This is a genomic window from Nocardiopsis lambiniae (assembly GCF_031845465.1).
GTDB lineage: Bacteria > Actinomycetota > Actinomycetes > Streptosporangiales > Streptosporangiaceae > Nocardiopsis > Nocardiopsis lambiniae.
Map to the genome: position 1 here is coordinate 41237 of NZ_JAVREP010000014.1, position 25036 is coordinate 66272.

The following is a 25036-nucleotide window of genomic DNA, read 5'->3' on the forward strand; positions in this document are numbered from 1 at the left end:
CAAGACCGCCGGGCGGTGCGCGCGTGACGATGGGCGCATGGAGAACACCGAACATCCCACCGGGGTCGGCGCCGGGACCGCCGAGGCACCCGTGCGCTTCGATACCGCGATCGCCGTCCTGCTCCGCGACGACCTCGCCGTGTGGCAGCGCCTCAATGTGGCGTCGTTCCTCGTCAGCGGCTTGGGCACCCACGTCCCCGAGGTCGTGGGCGCCCCCTACCGGGACGGGGACGACACCCTCTACCTCCCGATGTTCCGCCAGCCGGTGCTGGTGTTCGAGGGGGACGGGGAGACCCTGACCCGGACGCACTCCAAGGCCGTCGCGCGGGACCTGGCCGTCGCCGTGTTCACCTCCGACCTGTTCGCCACCGGCAACGACCGGGACAACCGGGCGGCGGTGCGGGCGGTCGGCCGGGACTCACTGGACCTGGCCGGGATCGCCGTGTACGGGCCGAGGAACGCCGTGGCCAAGGTCCTCAAGGGAGCCAGGATGCACCCCTGAGCGGATCGCGGCGGGCCCGGGCGTAGTGCCCGGGGGGCATGCCGAGGATCCGTTTGAAGTGCCGGTTGAGGTGCGCCTGGTCGTGGAAGCCGGAGGCCGTCGCCGCGTCGGCCGGTGTCCGCCCCTCACGGAGCAGGCCGCGGGCCAGGTCCACCCGGCGCCCGACGAGGTAGCGGTGCGGAGGCATGCCGAACCGTCGGCTGAAGGACCGGACCAGATGGGCGGGGTGGACGTGCAGCACGGCGGCGGCCTCTTCGAGCGGGAGGCCCTCCACCACCCGTGAGTCGAGGAGGTCGCGCAGTCGGCCCGCCGTCGTCGACCGGTCGGCGACCCGTGGCGGCTCCGGGTCCCCCCGCAGGTGGCCGCGCAGGCGTTCGGTGATGAACGCGAGGCGGCTCTCGGCCTCCAGTTCGCCGCCCGGTTCCAGGACGGCCCGGTGCAGGGCGTGGATCCGCTGCCGCAGCAGCGCGTCGTCCATGGTCGGGTGGTCGACCGAGCGGCCCACCAGGTCGACGCCGATCCGCCCCGGTTCCAGGTAGAGGACGCGCTTGCGCAACCCCTGCTCCGAGGTGGGGGTGCCGTTGTGCGGGACGTGCGGGGGCAGGAGGGTGACCGTGCGTTCCAGGGCGCCGTGCCGGTGTCGGCCCAGGTCGTAGCGGACCAGGCCGGCGTCGATGATGAGCAGCGCCCAGGTGTCGTGGGTGTGCATCGGGTAGGCGTGCCCGAGCATGTGGGTGTGGAAGACCTCGGTGACACCCGGCACGTTCGGTCTGACGACCAGGGTGTCGGCGTGTCCGTCCATGGGCACAGGGTACGTCGGTGGACGGCGACGGCGTGCGGACCGGGTGGGTCCGCACGCCGTGCGTGGATCGGGGACGGTCAGTCCGTGCCGGACTCCATGGCGGCGTGGTCGAGCAGCAGCTCGTCCTCCGGGCCACGGCCCCGGGAGGCGATCGTCTCGGCGCCGCCCTCGGGCATCGCGCCGATGAGGCCGGTGGAGGCGGCCTGGGCCGCACCCAGGGTGGCGTCCTCGCCGGTGCCGACCATGCCCAGACGCGCGTACTCCTCCAGCTTGGCGCGGGAGTCGGCGATGTCCAGGTTGCGCATGGTCAGCTGACCGATGCGGTCGGTGGGGCCGAAGGCGGAGTCCTCGGTCCGCTCCATGGACAGCTTGTCCGGGTGGTAGCTGAACGCCGGACCGGTGGTGTCGAGGAGGGAGTAGTCCTCGCCACGGCGCAGGCGCAGGGTCACCTCGCCGGTGACGGCGGTGCCCACCCAGCGCTGGAGGGACTCGCGCAGCATCAGCGCCTGCGGCTCCAGCCAGCGGCCCTCGTACATGAGGCGGCCCAGGCGGCGGCCCTCGGTGTGGTACGCGGCGAGGGTGTCCTCGTTGTGGATCGCGTTGACGAGGCGCTCGTAGGCGAGGTGCAGGAGGGCCATGCCGGGCGCCTCGTAGATGCCGCGGCTCTTGGCCTCGATGATGCGGTTCTCGATCTGGTCGGACATGCCCAGACCGTGACGGCCGCCGACGGCGTTGGCCTCCAGGACCAGGTCGACGGCGGACTCGAAGGTCTTGCCGTTGATGGTGACCGGGCGGCCCTGCTCGAAGCCGACGGTGACGTCCTCGGGGGCGATCTCCACCTCGGGGTCCCAGAACCGGACGCCCATGATGGGGTCGACGATCTCGATGCCGGTGTCCAGGTGCTCCAGCGACTTGGCCTCGTGGGTGGCGCCCCAGATGTTGGCGTCGGTGGAGTAGGCCTTCTCGGTGCTGTCGCGGTAGGGGAGGTCCCGCTCCAGGAGCCACTCGGACATCTCCTTGCGACCGCCGAGTTCGTTGACGAAGTCGGCGTCCAGCCAGGGCTTGTAGATGCGCAGGGCGGGGTTGGCCAGCAGGCCGTAGCGGTAGAACCGCTCGATGTCGTTGCCCTTGTAGGTGGAGCCGTCACCCCAGATCTGCACGCCGTCCTCCAGCATCGCGCGCACCAGCAGGGTGCCGGTGACCGCGCGGCCGAGGGGCGTGGTGTTGAAGTAGACGCGCCCGCCCGACCTGATGTGGAACGCACCGCAGGCCAGGGCGGCCAGGCCCTCTTCGACCAGGGCCGCACGGCCGTCGACGAGCCGCGCGATCTCCGCGCCGTAGTCGTGGGCGCGACCGGGGACCGAGGCGATGTCGGGTTCGTCGTACTGGCCGATGTCGGCGGTGTAGGTGCACGGGACGGCGCCCTTCTCGCGCATCCACGCCACCGCCACCGAGGTGTCGAGACCTCCGGAGAAGGCGATGCCGACACGGTCGCCGACGGGCAGAGAGGTGAGTACCTTGGACATGGCAATAAGTATGCATCACAATGAATGCACATGCAAAATGAGGGCGCGCCCGGCCGTGTGAGCCTCGTCATCATGGGCTGGGCCCCGGAGCGCTCCCGGTCGGCGCCTCCGCCGGCGCGATCGACCGACCGCGGTCGTGCGCGGTCGTGCGCCCGCCCCGGGTCGCCGGCGGGGTTCGGGGAGAGGGACGTGCGGGGGTCCCGTGCCCCGGAGGCCGTCGTCCTCGGGGACCGGAGTAGGGTCCGGGACGACGGCTCCGGGGCCGGCCCGGGGCGAGCGAGAAGGGACACGTCCATGCGCGTCGCCGTTCTGGGTACCGGTGAGGTCGCCCTCACCCTGGTCCCCGCGTTCCTGGGGTCGGGGCACGACGTCGTCGTCGGCACCCGGGACCCCGCCGCCACTCTCGCGCGGAACCCGTCGTTCGGGGTCCCGGTCACCGTCTTCGCCGAGGCGGTGCGCGACGCGGACCTCGTGGTGAACGCGATCTCCGGCCCCGTCTGCGTCACCGCGCTCGCCCCGCTGGCGGAGGCGCTGGCCGGGAGGATCCTCATGGACGTGTCGAGCCCGTTCGACTTCTCCCGGGAGGACGAGATCGTCCTGGACCCGGTCAACACCGACAGCCTCGGCGAACGGCTCCAGCGGGCGTTGCCCGAGGCACGGGTGGTGAAGACCTTCAACACCCTGGCCGCGGAGGTGATGACCTCGCCCGAGGTCGCCGGTGCCGACCACTCCGTGTTCCTCAGCGGTGACGACGATTCCGCCAAGGACGTGGTCGGCGACCTGCTGCGGGGGTGGGGCTGGTCCGACGTGATCGACCTGGGCCCGATCGGAACGGCCCGTGCCACGGAGATGATGTTGCCGATGTGGATGAGCCTGTACAAGACCCTGGGCACCCACCGGTTCGGTTTCAAGATCGCGCGGTGACTGTCCGGAGGCGGGCCACCCGGGCCTCGAAGCCCTCCGGGTGTCCGTCGTGCCCCGGGGGGAGGTCGGCACCGGCGGTGGGCCGAACCCGCGGGCGTTCCCGTACCGGGGTGAAAGGCCCCAGAAGACCCATCGGGAACTCCGACACCAAAACCGCGTAGGTCTCTTGCGACACTCCGAAAAATCGTGAAGGTTCTCTTCTGGGCGGGCACGGGTCGCGTACCTTCACCACGAGGACACGACCCGGAACCCGTCGGGCCTCACCCCCAGGAGAGCCGCCGGAAGGAGCCACGTTGGCGCACCCGACCCGACCCACCTCCCCGATCCCCCGCCGGGGCACGATCATGAGCGGGACCCTGGCCACCGCGCTGGCCGTCGTGCTGGCGCCCGCCCTGCCGGCTGCCGCCGCGCCCGTCCCGCACCCCGGGGCCGCCGTGGCCTCGGCCGATTGCCGGGTCGACTCCGAGGCACCGCCCAAACGCCAGATGCGCGCCGAGTGGATCGCCGGGGTCCACAACATCGACTGGCCCAGCCGCACCGGGCTCACCCCGGAGCAACAACGGGCCGAGCTGACCACCCTGTACGACCGCACGGTCGACAACGGGATGAACGCGGTATTCGTGCAGATCCGGCCGACCGCGGACGCCTTCTGGCCGTCCCCGCACGAACCCTGGTCCGAATGGCTGACCGGGACCCAGGGACGCGACCCCGGTTACGACCCGCTGGCGTTCGCCGTCGAGCAGGCCCACGCCCGAGGGCTGGAGTTCCACGGCTGGTTCAACCCGTACCGGGTGGCCATGCACGCCGATCCCGGTCGACTCGCCGCGGATCACCCGGCCCGCCGCAACCCCGAGTGGACCTTCACGTACGGCGGACGGCTCTACTACGACCCCGGCATTCCCGAGGTGCGGGAGTTCGTCATCGAGGCGATGATGCACGCCGTCGAGAACTACGACATGGACGGCGTGCACTTCGACGACTACTTCTACCCCTATCCGGTGGCCGGGCAGGAGATCCCCGACGCCGACACCTTCGCCGAGTACGGCGACGGGTACGACGACATCGGCGACTGGCGCCGGGAGAACGTCAACGCCATGGTGCGGGAGATGGACGCCGCGGTGCACGCCGCCAAACCGCACGCGAAGTTCGGCATCAGCCCGTTCGGCATCTGGCGCAACTCCGCGACCGACCGGCGGGGGTCGGCCACCAACGGGCTCCAGTCCTACGACGCGCAGTTCGCCGACAGTCGCAGGTGGGTCCACGAGGGGTGGGTCGACTACATCAATCCGCAGGTCTACTGGGAGATCGGCCTGCCGGTCGCCGACTACGCGGTCCTGGTGCCCTGGTGGGAACAGGTGGTGGAGGGCACCGACGTACACCTGTACATCGGGCAGGCCGCCTACAAGGTCGGCAACCCGGGCGCCTGGTCGGACCCGCGCGAGCTGGCCCGGCATCTGGAGTTCAACCGGGATCACCCCGGAGTGCTGGGCGACGTGTACTTCAGCGCGAAGTCGCTGCGGACCAACGCCGCCGACGCCATGGCGATCGTCCACGACGAGCACTACCGGTACCCGGCGTTGGTCCCCCTGCACGAGGAACTGCCCGGGGCGGCGCCGTCCGCGCCGCGGGTGACCGGCGGTGCGAGCGGCGACGGGGTGGAGCTGGACATCCGCCCCGGACGCGGAGACCTGCCCGCCTACTACGCGGTGTACGCGCTCGACGGGGCTCCCGGACGCGAGGCCGAGTGCGCCATCGCCGACCCGCGCACCCTGGTGGGGACGGTGCGCGCCGGGGAGGACGGGCGGGCGACGTTCACCGGTGAGGGCGGGGGGCGCACCTACTACGTCACCGCGTTGGACCGGACCCACCACGAGAGCGGCGTGAGCAACCCGAGGCACGTGCGCTGAGCCGGGGCGACCGCCGTGCCGGGCGGTCGCCCCGACGTTCCTGACGCCCGGGTCTCACGGGAAGGCACACGGGGCCCGGGGCGTCGAGGTCGGAGCGTCGCGGCGTTCGTCCGGCCGACGGCCGTGGACACCCTCGGGAACACGTGCGCCGCCCGCCCCGCGGAGCGGCGCGCGGCCGGTGACACGGCGGAGGTCCCGGAGCCCGACTCCGGTCACGCGGCGCGGCCGGACCGGGCGATTTGACCTCGACACGTGTTGAGGTTGTGGAATTCTCCCGGGTGCGATCGCGCCCGCGGAGGAGGGGACACGTGCACACGACGAACGGGGCGGACCGCCATCGGCACGGGGGTGCCGCGTGACCGCCGAGGCGGGCGCGCGGGAGCACGCGCGACTGTGGGGGCCGCCGTACCGGCCCATCGTGGCCGGGGTGTTCGGCCTGATGACGTTCATCGCCTTCGAGGTCTTCGCCATCACCACCGCCCTACCGGTCATCACCCGGAGCCTGGGCGCCGAGCACTGGTACTCACTGGCCTTCGCCGCGACCGCCACGACCGGGCTCGTCGGCATGACCGTCGGCGGTCGCTGGGCCGACCTGCGCGGGGTGCGGCGTCCGCTGGTGGCGGGCGGAACGATGTTCCTCGCCGGAATCGCGCTGTGCGCGCTCGCACCCGACATGTCGGTCTTCATCCTGGGCCGGATGTTGCAGGGTGTGGGCGGCGGCATCGACTCGGTGGTGCTGTACGTGGTCATCGCCCGGTTCATCCCCGAGGCGCTGCGCGCTCGCATGTTCGGTGTGCTGACCGCCGCCTGGTTGCTCCCGTCGATCCTGGGGCCGCTGGTCACCGGAGCGCTGGTGGAGCTGGTGCACTGGCGACTGGTGTTCGCCTTGGTGCTGGTGGGGTCGGCGGCCTCGTTGGCGGTGCTGCTGGGCGCGGTCCGCAGCGCGCCGCGTCCGGACCTCCCGGGTTCGCCCGTGGGCCGCAGGGGCCTGTGGGCGCTCGCGGCGGCCACCGCCGTCCTGGGGCTGCACCTGGTCGGGCAGCAGCCCCTGCCCTGGATCGCGGTGGGGACGGTGGTGGGCGTGGTGGCCGTGGTGGTCACCGCGGGCCGGCTGCTGCCCTCCGGAACGCTGCGGGCGCGCGCGGGGATCCCCCGGCTGGTCGCCTTCCGGGGCGTGCTCGGGGCGACCGACGCGGCCACCGACATCTATCTTCCGCTGTACCTCCAGCACCGGTTGGACTTCTCCCCCATGGCGTCGGGCGCGGTGGTCGCGATCGGGGCGTTCGGCTGGGCGCTGGGCGCCTGGCTCCAGGGGCGGTCGGGTTCCACCGCGGGTTCGCCCGCCTCGTTGCGCCTGGCCGCGGCGTTGACCCTGTGCGGGCCCTTGGCGGTGCTGGGACTGGTCACGGGCGTGCTGCCGCTCTGGGCGACCGTGATCGGGTGCGTCCTGATGGGAACGGGCATGGGCCTGGCCTACCCGCAGGTGAGTTCGCTGGTGCTCGCCCTGTCACCGGTCGAGGGGCAGGGCGGCAACAGTTCGGCGCTCCAGGTGTCGGAATCGCTCGGTACGTCGTTGCTGATCGCCGTCACCGGCGCCGTGCTCACCGCCTCCGCGTTGGCGGGCTACGGGCTCCTGTACGGGGTGGTCGCGGGGGCGGGCGTGCTGTCGGTCCTCCTGACGCTGACGTTCACCGTTCCGCCGAAGGGTCCGGGTTCCATCTGATCCCGTCGTGGTCCCCGGCATCGCCCGCCCCGCTCCCGAAGGAGGTCGCGAGGCCGATGGTGCGGTATCCGACGGGAGGCGCCTCGTGAGGGCACCGCCGCACCGGGGTGATCACGACGCGCGACCGCCCCTTATCCCGGGTTCACACGGGCGGGGTAACGTCCGTTCGGACCGCGAGAGGCTTGACAGAGGGAGTGTGGTGCGATGTTCGACGACGCCATCGGCTGGGCCAAGGGGCTCTTCGGCGAAGCGGCCGAGGACGTGGCCGGGGACGCGGCCGATCTCGGCGAGACGGCCCAGGGATACGGCGAAGCCGCGTTCGGGGAGATGGGCGACGTCGCCCAGGGGTACGGCGAGGTGGGGGACCTCGCGCAGGGGTACGGCGAAACGGCTTTCGGGGAGACCACCGAGGCCGTGCAGGGATACGGCGAGGCCGCGTTCGGAGAGGCGGCCGAGGCCGCACAGGGGTTCCAGGATCAGGTCGGCGGGTTCGTGGAGGACCCGGGCGGTGCCGTGGCCGACGCCGCCCGCGACCGGTTGTTCGACGGGGAGGGCTGATCCTCCCCGCACCGTGCGCCGGTCCGGTCGGGTCCGCCGGTGCGGGACGGGCGGCCCGCCGGGGGATCCGGTCCCCGACGGACCGCCGCACCCCCGTCACGGGGCGCCTCGGCGGAGGAGGTCAGCCGAAGTCCACGTCACTGCACAGGTAGTACACCTGGTCCTGGTGGGAGGCCTTCCAGATCGTGTAGACGATGTGGTGGCCGGTGTACCCCGAGGTGCTGACGTCGATGAGGTAGTCGTTGCCGGGCGGGTACTGGCCGGTCTGCGCGACCAGCTCCAGGTCGTCCCAGCCGGGGGCCTCGGTGGTCGGGTCGAAGCCCTGCCGGGTGACGTACACCTGGAAGTAGTCCGCTCCGTGCGACGCCTGGTCGTAGAGGTGGATGGTGAAGTCGTCGTCGACCGCGGTGGTCTCCCACGCGCCGGGGGTGTCGAGGGAGTCGTAACGGCCGCCCTCGGTGTTGCCGCCGCTGCACAGGGTGCCGTCGGGCACCTGGCCGCGGTGGTCGCCGCCGACGTTGTCGCGGTACAGGCCGTTCCAGTTCCACATGGCGTTGGGGTCGTCCTGCCACGCCTGCCAGCACATGGGGTCTTCCTGCGCCATGCCGGGGTTGAGGTGGTCCTGGCCCCAGCGCTCGAAGCAGCCGTAGTTGCGGGAGGCGGGGTCGACCACGGAACCGTGCGCGGCGGCGGGGGCCGCCGTGGCGGTCAGGGCGAGCAGGGGCAGCGCCGCCAGGGTGAGCGCACGGGCGGCCAAGGGGAGGCGGGCCCGTGCGGTGGTCGTCGCGGTGGTGTCGTGCGTCATCGTGTTCTCCGTCGGTCTCGGCCGGATGGGGCCGCGCGACGGGGAGCACTCCCGGGCCGATTGTTACCCGGCGGAGCCGAGTCGAAACACAGCGCTGGAGAACGCGTGGGCGTGACCGCCCGGTGACGGCGCCCGGGTGCCGCCCCGGCCCGCGGTCACGGGGATGCCTCCGCCTCTCCGACCCGGGGCCGCTCCGGATCACGGCGGCGGGAGCGCCGGCGAGGGCGGACGACCGGCGTGACGGAGCATCGGGAAAGGGATGACGAACAGGCCTTTCGCCATTCCGGGACGCGGTCCCCGAAATGGTTCCGCCATATGGTGTTTACATATCACCATTCGCGGGTTACCTTTCTGGAACACCGCAGGAGTGGCCGTGAACCGACACGGACACTCGGCGGCACAGCACCATCCGTCCATTCATCAACCCGCTCACGATGCGACTGGGAGCGCTCCCACCTACCAGTCCACCTCCCCTGCCGAACGAACCGGAAAAGACCGCCGGACCCTTTTCGTTTTCCGATTCGACCGTTTCCGGGAACGGGCACCCGGCACCCGTTCCCCTGCCCGAAGACCTTTCCCCCTTCCGGGAAGGCGTCGCCCGCCCCCCTGCCGGGGCGGGCGTTCGGCACGTCCGGGCCTGCGATCATGGGCCCGACGTCCCGGATCAGGACATCCGGGGCACGGACCTGGGGGGAAACCGTGGCCGACCTGCTGGAGACCGACACCGTCGTCGTGGGCCTGGGCGCGATGGGCGCGCAGACGCTGTGGCGGCTGGCCCGGCAGGGGGTCGACGCGATCGGGATCGAACGGTTCTCCCCCGGCCACGATCGGGGCTCCAGCCACGGGGAGTCGCGCATCATCCGCACCGCCTACCTGGAGGGTGAGGAGTACGTCCCGTTCGTGCGGGCCGCCTGGCGGGCCTGGGCCGAACTGGAGGAGGCGTCCGGGGAGGAACTGGTCCGGCGCACCGGGGCGCTCATGCTGGGCGCGCCGGACAGCGCCGCGGTGACGGGCTCGCTGGCCGCCGCCGAGCGGCACGGGCTCGCCGTCGAGCACCTGACCACCGCCGACCTGGCCGCGCGTTTCCCCCAGCACGCGGTGCGTCCCGGCGAGGAGGGCGTGTTCGAACAGGAGGGTGGCGCGGTCCTGCCCGAGGCCGCGATCCTGGCGGCGGTACGCCTGGCCCGCGCGGCCGGCGCCCGGGTGCTCACCGACACCGCGGTCACCCGGATCGAGCCCGACGCCGACCGGCCCCGGGTGCACCTCGGCGACACCGTGGTCCGCGCCCGCCGGGTGGTGGTGACCGTCGGATCGTGGCTGCCGACGCTGCTGCCCTCGCTGGCCGGGCTCGGCGGCGGCATCCGTGTGGAACGCCGGGTCCTGGGCTGGTTCCGTCTCACCGAGGACGCTCCACCGCACGCGCGGGGGCCGGTGTTCGCCCGCGACGAGCCCGACGGCACGCTCTGGTACGGGTTCCCGAGTCTGGACGGGCGCACCGTGAAGATCGGTGTGCACGCCGAGGCCCCCGGGGCACCCCGACGGCCCGGCGCCCAGTGGGGCGAGCCGGTCGACCCGGACGCGGGCCCCCGCGCCCCCGACGAGGCCGACGCCCGCAGGCTCGGCGAACTGGCCGCCGGGCTGCGCGGCGTCGAACCGCTGCCCGAGCGCATGGCGGCGTGCATGTACACGATGACCTCCGACGAGCACTTCGTCATCGGCCACCACCGGGACCTGCCGGGGCTGGTCGTCGCCGGCGGCTTCTCCGGGCACGGCTACAAGTTCGCCTCCGCCGTGGGATCGGCCCTGGCCGACCTGGCCCGGAACGGCTCGACCGACCTGCCCGTGACGATGTTCGATCCGCACCGGTGGGACCGCCGGGTCCCCGGGAGGCCGTGACCGGGGCGAGAGGGACGTGCGATCATCTCCCCAGCGCGGCGCGAGCGCACCCCGTCCCCTCGCCCCTCCCGGAAGGACCCCTCATGCAGAACACCACCCGGCGGACCGCGCTCGTCACCGGCGCCTCCTCCGGCATCGGCCGGGCCGTCGCCGCCGACCTGGTCCGGCGCGGGTACCGCGTGTACGGCACGAGCCGCAGGCCGGAGGCGGTCACCGAGCCCGTGGCCGGCGTCGAGTACCTGGCGCTGGACCTCACCGACGAGGCGTCGATCGTCGCGTGCGCGCGGGCCGCCGGTGAGGTGGACGTGCTCGTCAACAACGCGGGCGAGAGCCAGAGCGGGCCGCTGGAGGAGCTGCCCGTGGACGCCCTGGAGCGGCTGTTCCGGCTGAACGTGTTCGGCGCGGTGCGCCTGACCCAGCTGGTGCTGCCCGGGATGCGGGAACGCCGGTACGGAAGGGTGATCATGGTCGGGTCGATGCTGGCCAGCTTCCCCCTGGCGCACCGGTCCTCCTACGTGGCGTCCAAGGCCGCGATCAAGGGGTTCGCGAACGCGCTGCGCCGCGAGGTGTCCCCCTACGGGATCGGTGTGGCCACGGTGGAACCGGGGTCGATCAACACCGGCATCAGCGAGCGCCGCACCCAGTACCTGCGGGACGGTTCGCCCTACACCGACGACTACCGCACCATGCTCGCGGCGCTCAACGCCAACGAGGCGTCGGGCATCCCCGCGGAGACGGTGGCCCGCACGGTGCTGCGCGCGGTGGAGGACGTCCGGCCCCGGCCGCTGTACGCGGTGGGCAGCAACGCGCCGTTGGTGTTCGCGCTGCGCCGGCTGCTGCCGCGTTCGGTCATCCTGGACATCGTCGCCCGCAGGCACGGGCTGCGATGAGCCGGTAAGGGCGGGGCGGCGCGGACCCGGGTGAGCGCTGTCCTAGGTTGGGCGGTACAGATCGGTGACAACCGTGGAGAGGTGCCGCGTGAGCGTCGTCAAGTTCAACGTCCTGACCGTCCCCGAGGGCGAGGGGGCCACCCTGGAGGAGCGGTTCGCCAACCGGGCCGGCCTGGTGGAGGGGCAGCCGGGGTTCGAGGAGTTCCAGTTGCTGCGTCCGGTGGAGGGCACCGACAAGTACCTGGTGTACACCCGGTGGCGGTCGCAGGAGGACTTCGAGAACTGGCTGAACAGCCGGGAGTTCCGTCAGGGGCACGCGCAGGCGGCGGCCGACGCGGGTCGGACCGGCCACGGTCACGGTCACGGCCACGGCGGTCCGGCCGCGACCGGCAGTGAGCTGTGGGGCTTCGAGGTCGTCCAGCGGGTCTCGGCCGAGCGGTGACCCCGTGACCGGCCCCGGGTGCCCGCGCGACGCGGGCACCCGGACCACCCCTGCGGACCACCCGGCGGCGGCCCGTCCCGGAGGCGATGGGCCGACCGTGGGGATCAGGGGGCCGGCGGGGCGCGGGCCTCGATGAGGAAGCGGGTGGCCATGGTCACATCCCGGCCCCTTCGGGAACCATGGGTTTTCTCCCGCCCCATAGGTCCGGTCATGGGTTGAAAAGGTCACCCCGAGTGGGGGACTCCGAAGACGCCCCGGCCACAATGAGACGCCATGGGAACCCTGCTCCGACTCGTCCGCTCCGTCGCGCCCCTGCCCGCCGTCACGGCCGGTCTGATCGCGGTGCTGGTGGGTGTGACCAGTTCGGCCGCGATCGTGTTCACCGCCGCCGAGGCCGCCGGTGCCGACGCCGGGCAGATCGCCTCGTGGATGCTGGCCCTGTGCGTGGGCATGGCCGTCACCTGTGCGGGCCTGTCCCTGCGGTATCGGGCCCCGGTGGTGATCGCGTGGTCCACCCCCGGGGCCGCGCTGTTGGCGGTGGGACTGGACGGCGTGACCCTGGAGCAGGCGATCGGGGCGTTCGTGTTCTCGGCGGCGCTGATCACCCTGAGCGGTGTCACGGGGCTGTTCGAGAAGGTCATGGACCGGATCCCCGTACCGCTGGCCGCCGGGCTGCTGGCCGGGGTACTGCTCCAGTTCGGGGTGGGTCTGTTCACCGGCATGGAGGGCGACTTCGTCGTGGTGGCCGCCATGTTCGGGGTGTACCTGCTGGTCCGCCGGTGGTCGCCGCGCTACGCGGTCCTGGCCGCGCTGCTCTCCGGTGTGATCGTGGCCGCGCTGCGGGGGTCCCTGGACCTGTCCGGGGTGCGTCCGCAGGTGGCGGTGCCGGTGTTGGTCGTCCCCGAGTTCTCCTGGCAGGCGCTGGTGAGCGTGGGGGTGCCCCTGTTCGTGGTGACGATGGCGTCGCAGAACCTGCCCGGGGTGGCGGTCCTGCGCAACGACGGCTACCGGGTGCCGATCTCCCCCGTGATCGCGTGGACCGGGGCGACCACCATGGTGCTGGCGCCCTTCGGCTGCTTCGGATTGAACCTGGCGGCGATCACCGCGGCGATCTGCACGGGGCCGCAGGCGCACCCCGACCGGGAGCGGAGGTTCCTGGCGAGGGTGTGGGCCGGGGTGTTCTACCTGTGCGTGGGCGTGTTCGGGGCGACCGTGGCCGCCCTGTTGGTGGCGTTGCCCTCAGCGCTGATCATGGCGATCGCCGGGATCGGTCTGCTCGGCACGATCGGGGGCTCCCTGAACTCGGCGCTGTCCGACGAGCGTGCCCGGGAGGCCGCGTTGGTGACGTTCCTGGCGACGGCGTCGGGGATCACCCTGCTGGGGATCGGATCGGCCTTCTGGGGCCTGGTGGCGGGTGCACTGACGTGGGCGATCACCGTGCGTCGGCGGCCGAAGTCGGAAACGGAGACGGACACCGAGACGGTGGAGAGGCCCGGGGAGCCGGAGCGCGAGACCTCCTGAGGGCTGGGATGGACCAAGGGCGCGGTCACGCCCGCGCCGGGCGACCGGCTCCGGTTCCGGGGGATCCGGGACGAGCGGGAGATGCGGGATCTGATGGAGCGGGCGTTCCAGGGCGGCCTCGACGCCCACCACCGGAGCGAAGCGGCCACCAAGACCCCGGCCGAGATCGTCTCCGACGGGTTCGAGGAGGAGTTCGCCCGGTACTCGACGCCGCGTTCGTGGTGGCGGATCGCGACCCTGCCCGACGGGGAGCCGGTGGGCTTCGTGCCGCCCGCGCGCAACGCCTACCACCCGATCATCGGCCACATCGCGGTGCTGCCCGAGCACCGGGGCCACGGGTACATCGACGACATCCTCGCCGAGGGCACCCGGGTGCCGGTGGAGGAGGGCGGCGTCACGTACGCCCGAGCGTCCACCGACCTGGGGAACACGCCCATGGCGGCGGCCTTCGCCCGAGCGGGCTACGCCACCGTCGGCGAGGTCGTCGACATGACGTGGGACGCTCCGCTGTAGGGGATCGACCGAGGGGGTCGCGCCGGTGATCGGCGCGACCCCCTTCACCACGCTCGAAGGAAGGGTCCCGGCCCGCGAGGGGCGGATGGAGGCCGCGCCCGCAACGGGCCCGGGAGAAGGGCGGCGGGTCCCGGTCAGGCGGTGGCGATGATCCGGCCCACCTCGGCCACGGCCGCCATCAGGTCCTGCGGGTCGGCGGTCATCCCCGCGATGACCAGGTCGACCTCCTCCAGGCCGGCGCGGGCCAGGAGTGCCTTGTCGTTGGTCGCCCACTCCCCCCGCTCGGCCAGCACCGCGTGGGCCGTGTGGGCGGCGGCCTGGGCGATGAGGCCGGCGGTCTGGGTCACCCGGCCGTAGGGCGCGTGACCGTGCTGGGCGTACCCCAGGGTGGCGGCGGCGAGTCCGCGCCACCGGGGCGGCGCGCTCAGACGCAGCGCGTCGGGGTACTCGGGGCGGGGCAGGTCGCCGACGAGGGCGCGCCCCAGGGCGAGTTCGGCGACGACCAGGTAGGTGGGGACGCCCACCAGGTGGAACATGAGGGGTTCCACGTCGAAGCCCCCCACCCGGGCCCGCTCCATCTGGTGCTCGACCGCGTCGAGGTCGCGGTAGTGCACGTCCACCCGGCGGCCGTCGATCCGCAGCCAGGCGCCGCCGTTGAAGACCCCGCCGCCCCAGCCGCCGATCTCCGACACCTCGCCCGGCCACCCCAGGGCCCGCAGGTCCTCCGGGTCGAAGTCCCCCCGGTAGTAGATCGCCAGGTCCCAGTCGCTGTCGGGTCGGTGTTCCCCCCGGGCGCGGGATCCGCCCAGGGTCACCGCCCGCACCCCGGGCAGTCCGGCCAGCCGGTCGGCGGTGTCGGAGAGGAAGCGTTCATCGTCGGTGGTGCCCATGCCGCTCATACTGTCACCGGCGCGCGCGGGCCCGTCCGTCGGACCGGGGGTCAGGGCGTCCGACGATCACCGTCGGCACCCGGCAGGGACGGATCGAGGCGGTCACGGCCGAGAGGCGCGTAGGTGCGCCACCGAAGAAAGCGTTCGGCGGGGCCGCGGACACCCGCGCGGCGCATCAGGTCGGCCAGGACCACGGTGGTCGCCCAGACCGCGACGCCCACCAGCACGGAGGTGAAGCCGGACAGTCGCGCGGCCAGGTCCAGGGCGTAGGGAGTGAACAGCACCGTCCAGGCCACCGACTGCAACAGATAGCAGGTCATGGAGCGCTGCCCGGTGGCGACCAGCGCCCGGGTGATCGGGCCCGGGCGGTCGCCGAGCCGGACCGCGATCAGCGCGATGAGCGCGGCATAGCCGAAGCCGCCCGCGTAACCGGTGAGCACGTGGAGCCAGACACCGCCGGTCTCCACCGCGATGGGTGGCCGCCACAGGCCCGTGGACATCAGGGCCTGGGGCAGTCCGCCGAGGACGGCGAGCGGGATTCCGATTCCGGCGACGCGGCGCAGGAGCGGCAGATGGGCCTCGGGGTGCTCCAGGAGCCGGCGTCGGGCGGCCCACACCCCGATGGCGAAGGGGAACACCGAGGTCATCATGAGCAGCGGTGTCATGACCGGCCAGGTCACGAGCCGCACCACCATGTCGGCCAGCGGATCCGGGCTCATCACCGCCTCGGCGGACTCGGGATCGGTGAGGGCGGGCAGGGTCGTGCCCAGCGCGTAGATCAGGGAGCCGACCGCCATCCAGGTGAACCCGTGGGCGAGCAGCCGCCGGTCGGTGACGTGCAGCAGTCCGGCGAAGAGCAGGGCGATGAGCCCGTACACCGCGATGATGTCGCCGAAGAAGAGCAGCAGCGTGTGCAGCAGCCCGATGGCCACCATCCACCGGCCGCGTCGGCGCACCAGGGCGCGGATCCAGGGCCACGGTCGCCCCTCGGCGGTCCGCCGCAGGTATATCCAGGCCAGCCCGTACCCGAACAGGGCCGCGAACATCGGATAACCGCGCGCCTCGGCGAACACGAGCACGGCCATCGTGGTCGCGGTGTCGAGTACGCCGGTGGGGGCGGCGGCGTCTCCGGTGGCGAGCAGCCGGAAGATGTGGGCGTGCACCACGGCGATGACCAGGAGCATCACGCCGCGGGCCAGGTCGGGGGCGACCGCCCGGTGGACGAGGGCGGTGTCGTGGGCCGTGTCGGCGGGGGGGCAGGGGGCGAGTGGACACGGGAATCGCTCCGTTCGTGGTCGGTGGTCCGTCGAGAAGCGGCATCGGCGCGCTTGGGCGCACGGACGCACGGAGCAAGGTGAGATACGATTCCGTATCCAATGCCGCGCTATTAAGATACGCCAACGTATCTTAGTTGGGAAGTCCATGGACGCTTCGACCACCGCGGAGGCCGCCGACGACCCCGGTGAGGTCCCTCCGAAGCGGACGCGCAGGCGCGGCCCCGAACTCATCGAGGCCATCCACGAGGCGGCGATAGTGGAGGCCGCGGAGAACGGGCTGCACCGTTTGTCCATGGAGGGGATCGCACGGCGGGCGGGCACCGCCAAGACGTCCCTCTACCGCCGTTGGGCCGGCCCGGCGGACATCCTGCTCGAAGCGATGTACCACCACTTTCCGCAGGAGCGGCCCGCACCGGGGGCCGACGACCTGCGGGGCGACCTCATCGAGTCGCTGGTGATGCTGGCCGAGCTCAGTGACGACCCCTTGGGCCGGGCCATGTTCGCGGTGATCGCCGAATCGGTGCGCGAGCCGAAGCTGCACGAGCGCTTCACCCGGGAGGTGTTCGAGCCCCGGGGCGGGCGGTTCACCCGCACCGTTCTGGCGCACTACGCCGACCGGGGGCGGATCGACCCCTCTCGGGTGACCGACGTGACCGTCGACATCGGCGAGGCCATGGTCCTCAAGTACGCCGTCGACCACCGCCGGACACCCGGGCGGGACCATCTCGCCCGCATCGTCGACGAGGTGATCCTGCCCGCCGTCGGCGCCGGACCGGAACCGCCCCGAACCGACGATCGAACGAGGTGAGGCAGGGCGCCGCGCTCCTGCCGCGTGCGGCTCCGACCGGCCCACCGGCGCCGCGGGCCCGGCGGCGGGCCGGACACGGCGGCGGGGGAACGGCGGCGCGTTCCGGACGCTCGCGATCGGTGGAAAAGGAGTGGGACGGCCGGGGCGGCCCGGTTAGGCTGCCGGGCATGTCGCTGCCGCCGGGTGTCACCGCCGATCGGGTCGAGGAGATCGACGTGGGCCTGTCCGGGGCCCGGGTCGCCCGCCTGTACGTGTCCGGGCGAGCAGTCGCGGTGTTCAAGGCGGCGGGCACGGACCGCCCCGACCTGGTGTCCGAACTGGCCGCAACGGAGCGGCGGCTGCGCCGGCTGGTCGGCACCCCGCTGCCGGTGCCCCGCCTGCTGGACTCCGGCGAGTGGCGGGGTGAGCGCTGGCTGACGATGGAGCACCGACCCGGGAGGGCCGCCCACGAACCCGGACACGAGCGCTCCGCCCTGATCGCCGCCCTGGCCCGGGCGCTGCGGGAACTGCACGCCACGTCCCTCTCCGGACCGCCGTTCCCGCTCGGCCCGGACGTACTCCTGGAGCGGGCGCGCGAGCGGGTGGCGTCGGGACTCGTGGACCGGTCCTGGCGGGCGGCGGGACACCGCCCCCGAGAGGGCGGGAACGCCGCCGGGGCGCTGCGGGGCCTGGCCGAACGGCTGTCCCGGACGGAGGTGTCCGGCCCGGTCCTGCTGCACGGCGACTACTGCCTGCCCAACGTCCTCGTGGACGACGACGGCCGGTGGTCCCTCATCGACCTGGGTCGGATGGGCGTGGGAGACCGGCACCTGGATCTCGTGGACATGACGGGCAGCATGCTGTCCGACCTCAACCCGTCATTCGGGCCGCGCGACGCCGAGGCCTTCCTGGACGCCTACGGCCGGGACCGGATCGATCCGGAGCGCGTGGAGCTGTACCGGGAACTCGACGCCTTCTTCTGGCCGGTGTGACCGGATCTCCCCGGCCGCGGGACCTTCGTGGCGGGCGCCTTCTCGTCGGGTCCCCGGGCCCGGGGCGGGGGACCCGCGAGAACGGCTCCTATCCGGGGCCCTCCCCCGACGCGGTCGCCCCCTCGCCGGCCCGCCTCCTCCCGTGGCGCCGGACGAAGGCGCTCTCCGGTTCCCGCCGAAGGGCGCGGACGAGGCCGCCCATCATGAAGAACGCGATGACGAAGAACGGCAGCCCGAAGACGATGATCGTCTGCTGCAACGCCTCCAGCCCGCCCACCCCGCCGGCGGTGAGCACGGTGGCGGCGACCACGCCCTCGGTGATGCCCCAGAAGACCCGTTGGCGCGTGGGCGACGTGGGCGTGCCCGAGCACAGCATGTCGACCACGAGGGACGCGGAGTCCGATGAGGTGGTGAAGAAGACGACCACGATGAGGATGCTCACCGCGGACAGGAGGGTGGCCGCGGGGTAGTTGGCGAGGAAGGCGAACAGGGCCCCGGGGAGGTCCTCCTCGACGACGACGGCGCGGACCAGGTCACCTCCCTGGTTCAGCTCGATGTCGAACGCCGACAGGCCGAAGACGCCGAACCACACGATGCTGAACGCGGTGGGGACGGCGAGCACGCCGAGGACGAACTCCCTGATGGTGCGTCCCCGGGAGATGCGGGCGACGAAGATCCCCACGAACGGGGACCAGGTGATGGTCCACGCCCAGTAGAAGACGGTCCACGAACCCTGCCACCCGGTGTTGCCGAAGGTGTCGTTCCAGAAGGACAGCGGGACCAGCCATTGCAGGTACACGCCGGTGGTCTCGACGACCCCCTTGATCAGGTACAGGCTCGATCCGGCGAGGAACACGAAGATCAGCAGTCCGACGGCCAGCACGATGTTGATCGTGGACAGCCACTTGATGCCGATGTCGAGGCCGGTGGCCACGGAGATCACCGCGAGGGTGGTCACGGAGGCGATGAGGATGAGCTGGACGAGCCTGCTCTCCGGCACCCCGAAGAGGTTGTACAGACCGCTGTTGATCTGCATGGTGCCCAGGCCGATGGTGACGGCCACGCCGAAGAGGGTGCCGAGCACGGCGAACGTGTCGATGAAGCGCCCGATGGGGCCGTGGATCCGTTCCCCGAGGAAGGGGTACAGGATCGAGCTCACCCGGAAGGGCAGCCCCTTGCGGTGCGTGAAGTAGGCGAAGGCCAGCCCGGGCAGGCAGAAGATCGTCCAGGTGTGCAGGCCGAAGTGGTACAGGGTGAAGCCCATGGCCTCCCTGGCGGCCTGCACCGATTCGGGTTCCGCGTCGCGCAGCGGGGGTTCGGCGAAGTGACTGATGGGCTCCGCCACACCCCAGAACATGAGGATGCTGCCGATGCCCGCGGCGAAGAGCATGCAGAACCAGATGGGATCGCTGTAGTCGGGCCGGCTGTCGTCCGGGCCGAGTCGGACCCGGCCGTACCGGCTCAGGGCGATCCAGACGAGGAAGGCCAGAAAGGTCGTGACCCCGAGGATGTAGAACCATCCGAGGTGGACGAGGATCCAGTCGGACACCGCGCCGAAGACCGCGTCCACCGTGCCGGTGAAGACGATGGCGCACACCACGAAGAGCGTGGTCATTCCGACAGCGCCGAAGAAGATGGCGGGGTCGGTCCTGAGACCGAGGGCCCGCGCCGCCCTGTCGAGCACTTATGCCTCCCCGTGATTGATCAATCACGGAGAGTCTTTCGTGTTTCGCCCTCGGAGGTCGACCGGGACACGGGGCGACGACCGGTCGAAGGTCAGACTTCGAGCGATGCCAGCAGTTCGCGGACCCGATCGGGGTTCTCGTACAGGGAGAGGTGTCCGGCGCCCTCGATGGTGTGGACCTCGGTGTCCAGGAACCGGCGGGCCGGGCCGTGCAGGCGCGCGGGAGAGAAGAAGGGGTCGTGCGACCCGGTGGCGATGGCGACGGGCGTGTCGGACCAGGCGCGGATCTGCTCGGCGTACAGCGGGCTGGGGGTGGAGCCGGTGCGGCAGTTGCGCGCGACAAGGGTGAGCCACTCGGTCTCGTCGGTGTGCTCGTCGCAGGGGGTCTCGGGACCGCTGAGGAATTCCACGAGGCGACCGCTGGTCTGCTCGGTGGGGCGGATCATCCACGGCAGCGTGGCGCGCATCGACTCGGAGGTGACCCCGGGGGCCGTCAGCCCGGCGGGGTTGAGCAGCAGCAGGCCGGCGACCAGCGGCGAGGGCGTGGAGGCCAGGGCGATGGCGGCTCCGCGGGAGTGCCCCAGCACGAGGACGGGCCGGTCGGTGATCCGCGGGAGGAGTTCGTCGAACCAGGCCCCGTAGGAATCGATGCCGACCCTGCCGACACGGTGGCTGCAACTGAGCCCGGGCTGACCGGGCAGGTCGACCAGGTACACCGGGCGGTCGGACGCCAGCGCGCGGGCCGCGGGCACCGTGGTGGCGGCGTTGAAGTTGGTACCGGAGAGCACGACCACCGGGGTTCCGGGGCCGCCCTCGGCGCGGAAGGCCTGGGTGCTCCCCAGCCGGGTGTCCACGGGGGGAAGGGGGCCGAGTTCGGGCCAGCGGCTCAGGGCTTTGTGGCACCAGGCGTGTACCGAACGCTCGGCGCTCTCGGAGCGATAGACACGCGCGGTGCGCGAAGGAACGACGGTCATGGATTCGGGATTTCGCGTAGGGAGAGCGGTGTTCGCCGGCTTTGCTTCCCGGCGCGCCAAGAGAGGACTGTACGCCTCCCGTGGACCCCGTGCCACCTCGGGGGCGCGCGTGACCCCGAGGAGTCGCCCCCGACCGGGGGGCGCGTCCCCCGTCGTGCCCGTTCGCCCTGTTCGCGGGTAGGGGCGCAGGCCGGCAACGGCCTTCGCGTCGGCGGGATCGCGCGGGCGGCCCCGCGTCCCGGGACCGCCCGCACCGTCATGGCCCCGAAGGCTCAGACGACGTTGAACCCGTCCGGGTCCGAGCCGATCCGACCGTCGCGATCCAGCGATCCGATCCGGTTCAGGTCGTCGTCGCTCAGCGCGAAGTCGAACACGTCGAAGTTCTCCGCGATCCGGGACGGGGTCACGGACTTGGGGATGACGACGTTGCCGAGCTGGAGGTGCCAGCGCAGCACCACCTGGGCGGCGGACTTTCCGTGCGCCTCGCCGATCTCCACGAGCACCGGATCGTCGAGCAGGCCCTTGCCCTGACCGAGCGGGCTCCAGGCCTCGGTGAGGATCCCGTGGGAGGCGTTGAGCCCGCGCATCGACTCCTGGGAGAGGTACGGGTGCAGCTCGATCTGGTTGATCGCGGGGACGAGGTCGGTCTCCGCCAGCAGGCGGCCCAGGGTCTTCTCGGTGAAGTTGGACACGCCGATGGCCTTGGCGCGGCCCTCGGCGGCGATGCGCTCCAGGACCTTCCAGGTGTCGACGTAGGCATCCTGGGCGGGGACCGGCCAGTGGATCAGGTAGAGGTCGACGTAGTCCAGGCCCAGGCGGTCGAGGCTGGCGTCGAAGGCCTTGAGGGCCTTGTCGGTGCCCTGGTCGTCGTTCCACAGCTTGGTGGTGACGAACAGTTCCTCGCGAGGCAGACCCGAGGCGGCCAGGGCCTGGCCGGTGCCCTTCTCGTTGGCGTAGATCCGCGCGGTGTCGATGCTGCGGTAGCCGACCTCGATGGCGATCTCCACGGCGGACCGGGCCTGGTCGTCGGGGACCTGCCAGACGCCGAACCCGAGTTGCGGCATGGTGAGACCGTTGTTCAGCGTGACGTACTGCATGGTCTCCTTTCCGTGATCACGGTGGGGTGGGCCGGGGCGCGCGGGCGCCCTCAGCCGGTGAGGCGGACGAGCATCTTGCCGGTGTTGGCGCCGCGCATCATGGCGAGGAACGCGCTGACAGCGTTGTCGATGCCGTCCACGACGGTCTCCTCGGTGCGCAGTTCGCCGTCGGCGAGCCATCCGGAGGCACGTCGGACGTACTCGCCCATGAGGTGACCGTGGTCGCCCACGATGAAACCGCGCAGGGAGAGGCGCTTGCCGACGGCCAGGAACAGGTTGTCCGGTCCGGGCACCGGCCCGGTGGCGTTGTACTGGGAGATCGCCCCGCACAGGGCGATGCGGCCGTGGTCGCGCATGGCGGCGATGGCGGCCCGCAGGTGATCGCCGCCGACGTTGTCGAAGTAGACGTCGACGCCGTCGGGCGCGACCTCGGCGAGCTGCTTCTCCAGGTCGCCTTCGCGGTAGTCGATGGCGGCGTCATAGCCGAACTCCTCGACCAGGCGGCGCTTCTTCTCGGGGCCGCCGGCCGAACCGACGACGCGGGAGGCGCCCAGCTTGCGGGCGAGCTGTCCGGCGATCGAGCCGACCGCGCCGGCGGCGCCGGAGACGAAGACCACGTCGCCCTCCCGGACCGGGGCGACCTCGGTGAGGCCGGCGTAGGCGGTGAGGCCGATCATGCCGAGGGCGTTGAGGTAGGCCCCGGCGGGGACGGCGGTGGTGTCGACGACCCGGACGGCCTCGGCGGGCAGAAGGGCGTGTTCGCGCCAGCCCAGCGCGTGCAGCACGGAGGCTCCGACGGGGACGGAGTCGTCGCCGGAGGCGATGACCGTACCCACCGCGCCGCCGTCCATGGGCGCGCCCAGGGCGTAGGGGGCCACGTAGGACTTCGTGTCGTTCATCCGGCCGCGCATGTAGGGATCGACGGAGATCCAGTCGTTGCGGACCAGGACCTGCCCGGGGCCGGGATCGGCCAGGGTGGTCTCGACGAGGGCGAAGTCGGTGGGTGCGGGCTCGCCGACCGGACGGGCGATCAGGTGGACTTCCCTGCTGGTGACGGACACGTCGGAACCTTTCGAGCGGGTGAACTGTGGCATGGTCGGGGGCCCGAGGAACGACCCTAGTCCCTTCATGTATTGATGGACCAATAAAATCGATGAAGTGACCCATAGGAATTCCAATGGATCGGTGGCGGTCCCGCCCGAGGCCGCCACCGAGACCGAGCCGCTCCCCCTCGACCTCCAGCAGCTGAGGACCTTTCTGGCCGTGCACCGGTCCGGATCGTTCACGGCGGGCGCCCAGTCGTTGCGTCTGTCACAGCCGACGGTGACGACCCAGATCCGCGCCCTGGAGCGCCGACTGGGGTACGCGCTGTTCGAACGGCTGCCGCGCGGGGTCGCCCCCACGGCGGAGGCCAACGAGCTGGCGGCGCGGATCTCCGAGCCCCTGGACGCCCTGGAGGTGGTGGCCGGCGCCGGGGGCGGCGGTGCCGTACCGCACCGACCGTTGCGGTTGGCGGGGCCGGCCGAGATGCTCCAGGCGCTGGTGCTGCCCGCGTTGGCCCCCTCCGTGGAGTCGGAGGGGCTGCGGCTGTGGGTCCGCCACGGGCTCTCCGACACCCTGCTGGAGGAGCTGCGCGCGGGCCGACACGACCTGGTCGTCTCGACGGAGCGGCCCCGCGGTCGTTCCCTCATCGCCGAACCCCTCGCCGATGAGGAGTTCGTCCTGGTGGGGGCACCCCTGTGGGCGGAGCGCGTCGGGACCGATCGGCTCGCCCGTCAGGGTGCGCCGGCCCTGTGCGGGGTGCCGTTGGTGGCCTACGACGAGAACCTGCCGATCCTGCGACGGTACTGGCGGCACGTGTTCGGGGTGCGGCTGACCTGCAAGGCCTCGGTGACCGTGCCGGACCTGCGGGCGGTGATCTCCACGGTGGCGGGCGGGGCCGGGATCAGCGCCGTGCCCCGGTACCTGTGCCAGGAGGAACTGGCGGCGGGGCGGCTGGTCGCGCTGGCGGAGCCGGAGGATCCGCCGATCAACACCGCCTACCTGGTGCGACGGTCCGGGATACGGGAGAACGGATGCCTGGACCGGGTGCGAGCCCTGCTGACGGCGGCGGCCCGCTCCTGGTGAGACCGGATCCGACCGCAACCGGCGCCCGGTGAGGGGGATCCCACCGTCACGACGGACGGTGGACGAGCGGTGCGGAGGATCTCCATGGTGGACGGCGGGCGAGGCGGACCGGTACGCGACGAACGGAGGCGGTCGGGGGCCGTGACCACGGCCGTGACGCTCGTGGCCGTGGGGTTCGCGGTGTTCGCCGCGCTGCGCGGCCTGGGCCTGGAACGCGGCTTCCCCCTGGTTCCGCTACTGGCCTACACCCCCTACGTCGCCGGGGCGGCCGTCCTGGCCGTCACCGCCGCCGGGTTGCTGCGCCGGTGGATCCCCATGGCCGTACTGGCCGTCGCGGCGGCGGTGCTCGTGGTCGCGGTCGTCCCGCGCGCGGTGCCCTTCGGGATCACCCACGCGGGTGGACCCGCGTTCCGGGTGATGACCCTCAACACCCTGGTGGGCGGGGCCCGGACCGACGAGATCATCGCCCTCGTCCGCGACCGGGAGGTCGACGTACTCGCGCTCCAGGAGGTCACCCCGGAGTTCGTGGCCGACCTGTCGGCGGCCGGACTCGACGACCTGCTGCCGTACACGGTGGACCGGTCCGGCCCGGGGGTGACGGGTGGCACCGTGCACTCCTCGATGCCGTTGACCGACGCGGGTTCGTTGGAGGGGCCGCACGGGTTCGCGATGCCCGTCGCCGCCTTCGAGGCGCCCGGGGACGAGTACGAGAGAACGGTCGAGGTGGTGTCGGTGCACACGCCTCCCCCGCTGGACCCGTCCCATGTCGAGCTCTGGCGGACGGAGCTGGCCGCACTGGGTCCTCCGGAGACGGGCCCCAGCCGGATCCTGGCCGGGGACTTCAACGCCACCCTGGACCACGCCGCGCTGCGCGACGTCCTGAACGCGGGGTACCTCGACGCGGCGGCCGTGCTCGGCGAGGGCCTGACCCCCACCTGGCCGGCCCTGGGGGGGTCGCTACCGCCGGTCACCATCGACCACGTGCTGGTCGAACCGTTCATGGGAGTGGACGACCTGGAGACGGTGGAGGTGACCGGGAGCGACCACCGGGCGGTGCTCGTCACGGTGACCCTCCCGGGCGGGCGCTGACGGCCGGGGCTCGACCTTCACGTTGACGTTCGGGGCATGAGCGAACCGGGGGTCCCCGGCACGTCGGACGGACGGGGCCGGGCCACGAGACCGACCCGGTGCGCCGGATC

Annotated in this window: 23 protein-coding genes; 14 read left to right on the forward strand and 9 right to left on the reverse strand. The window is 72.2% G+C overall.

What is annotated here, in order from left to right; translation table 11 throughout:
• Positions 1-37 precede the first annotated feature (37 nt).
• Complete coding sequence (locus RM479_RS19580; RefSeq protein ID WP_311513169.1) at positions 38-502, forward strand: DUF2000 domain-containing protein; 465 nt, start codon at positions 38-40, stop codon at positions 500-502.
• Here the strand turns inward: RM479_RS19580 and RM479_RS19585 are convergent.
• Both RM479_RS19585 and argG read right to left on the reverse strand, forming a co-directional pair.
• The gene (locus RM479_RS19585) at positions 477-1304 is read right to left on the reverse strand and encodes a helix-turn-helix domain-containing protein (protein ID WP_311513170.1); all 828 of its coding nucleotides are present in this window, start codon (positions 1302-1304) and stop codon (positions 477-479) included. The genes RM479_RS19580 and RM479_RS19585 overlap by 26 nt on opposite strands.
• A gap of 77 nt (positions 1305-1381) precedes the next feature.
• Positions 1382-2830 carry an argininosuccinate synthase gene (gene argG, locus RM479_RS19590; RefSeq protein ID WP_311513171.1) on the reverse strand — a complete coding sequence of 483 codons (1449 nt, stop codon included), beginning with the start codon at positions 2828-2830 and terminating at the stop codon, positions 1382-1384.
• Positions 2831-3124: 294 nt separating this feature from the next.
• Here argG and RM479_RS19595 point away from each other — a divergent pair, with 294 nt between their 5' ends.
• The 4 genes from RM479_RS19595 to RM479_RS19610 all read left to right on the forward strand — a co-directional run bounded on the left by RM479_RS19595 (position 3125) and on the right by RM479_RS19610 (position 7942).
• Positions 3125-3754, forward strand: coding sequence for an NADPH-dependent F420 reductase (locus tag RM479_RS19595; RefSeq protein ID WP_311513172.1), 630 nt, complete (start codon positions 3125-3127; stop codon positions 3752-3754).
• Positions 3755-4047: 293 nt separating this feature from the next.
• Complete coding sequence (locus RM479_RS19600) at positions 4048-5661, forward strand: glycoside hydrolase family 10 protein (protein WP_397222634.1); 1614 nt, start codon at positions 4048-4050, stop codon at positions 5659-5661.
• 355 nt (positions 5662-6016) lie between these two features.
• Positions 6017-7384 carry an MFS transporter gene (locus RM479_RS19605; RefSeq protein ID WP_311513173.1) on the forward strand — a complete coding sequence of 456 codons (1368 nt, stop codon included), beginning with the start codon at positions 6017-6019 and terminating at the stop codon, positions 7382-7384.
• Between the two features lie 204 nt (positions 7385-7588).
• Positions 7589-7942 (forward strand): hypothetical protein, encoded by a 354-nt coding sequence (locus RM479_RS19610; protein ID WP_311513174.1) that lies wholly within the window; start codon positions 7589-7591, stop codon positions 7940-7942.
• Positions 7943-8063: 121 nt separating this feature from the next.
• Here RM479_RS19610 and RM479_RS19615 read toward each other — a convergent pair whose 3' ends face one another.
• Positions 8064-8747 (reverse strand): lytic polysaccharide monooxygenase auxiliary activity family 9 protein, encoded by a 684-nt coding sequence (locus RM479_RS19615; protein WP_311513175.1) that lies wholly within the window; start codon positions 8745-8747, stop codon positions 8064-8066.
• A 699-nt stretch (positions 8748-9446) separates the two neighbouring features.
• Between RM479_RS19615 and solA the strand changes: the two genes are divergently transcribed.
• The 5 genes from solA to RM479_RS19640 all read left to right on the forward strand — a co-directional run bounded on the left by solA (position 9447) and on the right by RM479_RS19640 (position 14009).
• A complete protein-coding gene (solA, locus tag RM479_RS19620; RefSeq protein WP_311513176.1) occupies positions 9447-10643 on the forward strand; it encodes an N-methyl-L-tryptophan oxidase in 1197 nt (398 codons plus the stop codon).
• 83 nt (positions 10644-10726) lie between these two features.
• The gene (locus RM479_RS19625; RefSeq protein ID WP_311513177.1) at positions 10727-11533 is read left to right on the forward strand and encodes an SDR family oxidoreductase; all 807 of its coding nucleotides are present in this window, start codon (positions 10727-10729) and stop codon (positions 11531-11533) included.
• Between the two features lie 88 nt (positions 11534-11621).
• Positions 11622-11975: an antibiotic biosynthesis monooxygenase family protein gene (locus RM479_RS19630; RefSeq protein WP_274808920.1), complete on the forward strand. Its 354-nt coding sequence runs from the start codon at positions 11622-11624 to the stop codon at positions 11973-11975.
• Between the two features lie 273 nt (positions 11976-12248).
• On the forward strand, positions 12249-13496 hold the full coding sequence (locus RM479_RS19635) for a benzoate/H(+) symporter BenE family transporter (RefSeq protein WP_311513178.1): 1248 nt from the start codon (positions 12249-12251) through the stop codon (positions 13494-13496).
• Between the two features lie 81 nt (positions 13497-13577).
• Positions 13578-14009 (forward strand): GNAT family N-acetyltransferase, encoded by a 432-nt coding sequence (locus RM479_RS19640; RefSeq protein WP_311513179.1) that lies wholly within the window; start codon positions 13578-13580, stop codon positions 14007-14009.
• A 134-nt stretch (positions 14010-14143) separates the two neighbouring features.
• Here the strand turns inward: RM479_RS19640 and RM479_RS19645 are convergent, their stop codons facing one another.
• Both RM479_RS19645 and RM479_RS19650 read right to left on the reverse strand, forming a co-directional pair.
• Entirely contained in the window at positions 14144-14899 is a 756-nt protein-coding gene (locus RM479_RS19645; RefSeq protein WP_311513180.1) for a nucleotidyltransferase domain-containing protein, read from the reverse strand.
• Positions 14900-14949: 50 nt separating this feature from the next.
• On the reverse strand, positions 14950-16083 hold the full coding sequence (locus RM479_RS19650) for a DUF418 domain-containing protein (protein WP_311513181.1): 1134 nt from the start codon (positions 16081-16083) through the stop codon (positions 14950-14952).
• A 238-nt stretch (positions 16084-16321) separates the two neighbouring features.
• On the opposite strand from RM479_RS19650, the gene RM479_RS19655 reads away from it, so the two are divergent.
• Together RM479_RS19655 and RM479_RS19660 are read left to right on the forward strand one after the other, a co-directional pair.
• Positions 16322-16984: a TetR/AcrR family transcriptional regulator gene (locus RM479_RS19655; protein ID WP_311513182.1), complete on the forward strand. Its 663-nt coding sequence runs from the start codon at positions 16322-16324 to the stop codon at positions 16982-16984.
• A 167-nt stretch (positions 16985-17151) separates the two neighbouring features.
• Positions 17152-17955 carry a phosphotransferase gene (locus RM479_RS19660; RefSeq protein ID WP_311513183.1) on the forward strand — a complete coding sequence of 268 codons (804 nt, stop codon included), beginning with the start codon at positions 17152-17154 and terminating at the stop codon, positions 17953-17955.
• Positions 17956-18043: 88 nt separating this feature from the next.
• Here the strand turns inward: RM479_RS19660 and RM479_RS19665 are convergent, their stop codons facing one another.
• From RM479_RS19665 to RM479_RS19680, 4 genes are all read right to left on the reverse strand, one after another.
• Positions 18044-19639 carry a BCCT family transporter gene (locus RM479_RS19665; RefSeq protein WP_311513184.1) on the reverse strand — a complete coding sequence of 532 codons (1596 nt, stop codon included), beginning with the start codon at positions 19637-19639 and terminating at the stop codon, positions 18044-18046.
• A gap of 92 nt (positions 19640-19731) precedes the next feature.
• Positions 19732-20613, reverse strand: a complete 882-nt coding sequence (locus RM479_RS19670) for an alpha/beta fold hydrolase (protein ID WP_311513185.1) — start codon at positions 20611-20613, stop codon at positions 19732-19734.
• A gap of 272 nt (positions 20614-20885) precedes the next feature.
• Positions 20886-21710: an aldo/keto reductase gene (locus RM479_RS19675; RefSeq protein WP_311513186.1), complete on the reverse strand. Its 825-nt coding sequence runs from the start codon at positions 21708-21710 to the stop codon at positions 20886-20888.
• Positions 21711-21760: 50 nt separating this feature from the next.
• Positions 21761-22771, reverse strand: a complete 1011-nt coding sequence (locus tag RM479_RS19680) for an NADP-dependent oxidoreductase (RefSeq protein ID WP_311513187.1) — start codon at positions 22769-22771, stop codon at positions 21761-21763.
• 124 nt (positions 22772-22895) lie between these two features.
• On the opposite strand from RM479_RS19680, the gene RM479_RS19685 reads away from it, so the two are divergent.
• Together RM479_RS19685 and RM479_RS19690 are read left to right on the forward strand one after the other, a co-directional pair.
• Positions 22896-23837 (forward strand): LysR family transcriptional regulator, encoded by a 942-nt coding sequence (locus RM479_RS19685; RefSeq protein ID WP_311513188.1) that lies wholly within the window; start codon positions 22896-22898, stop codon positions 23835-23837.
• Between the two features lie 141 nt (positions 23838-23978).
• Entirely contained in the window at positions 23979-24926 is a 948-nt protein-coding gene (locus RM479_RS19690) for an endonuclease/exonuclease/phosphatase family protein (RefSeq protein WP_311513189.1), read from the forward strand.
• Positions 24927-25036: the final 110 nt, after the last annotated feature.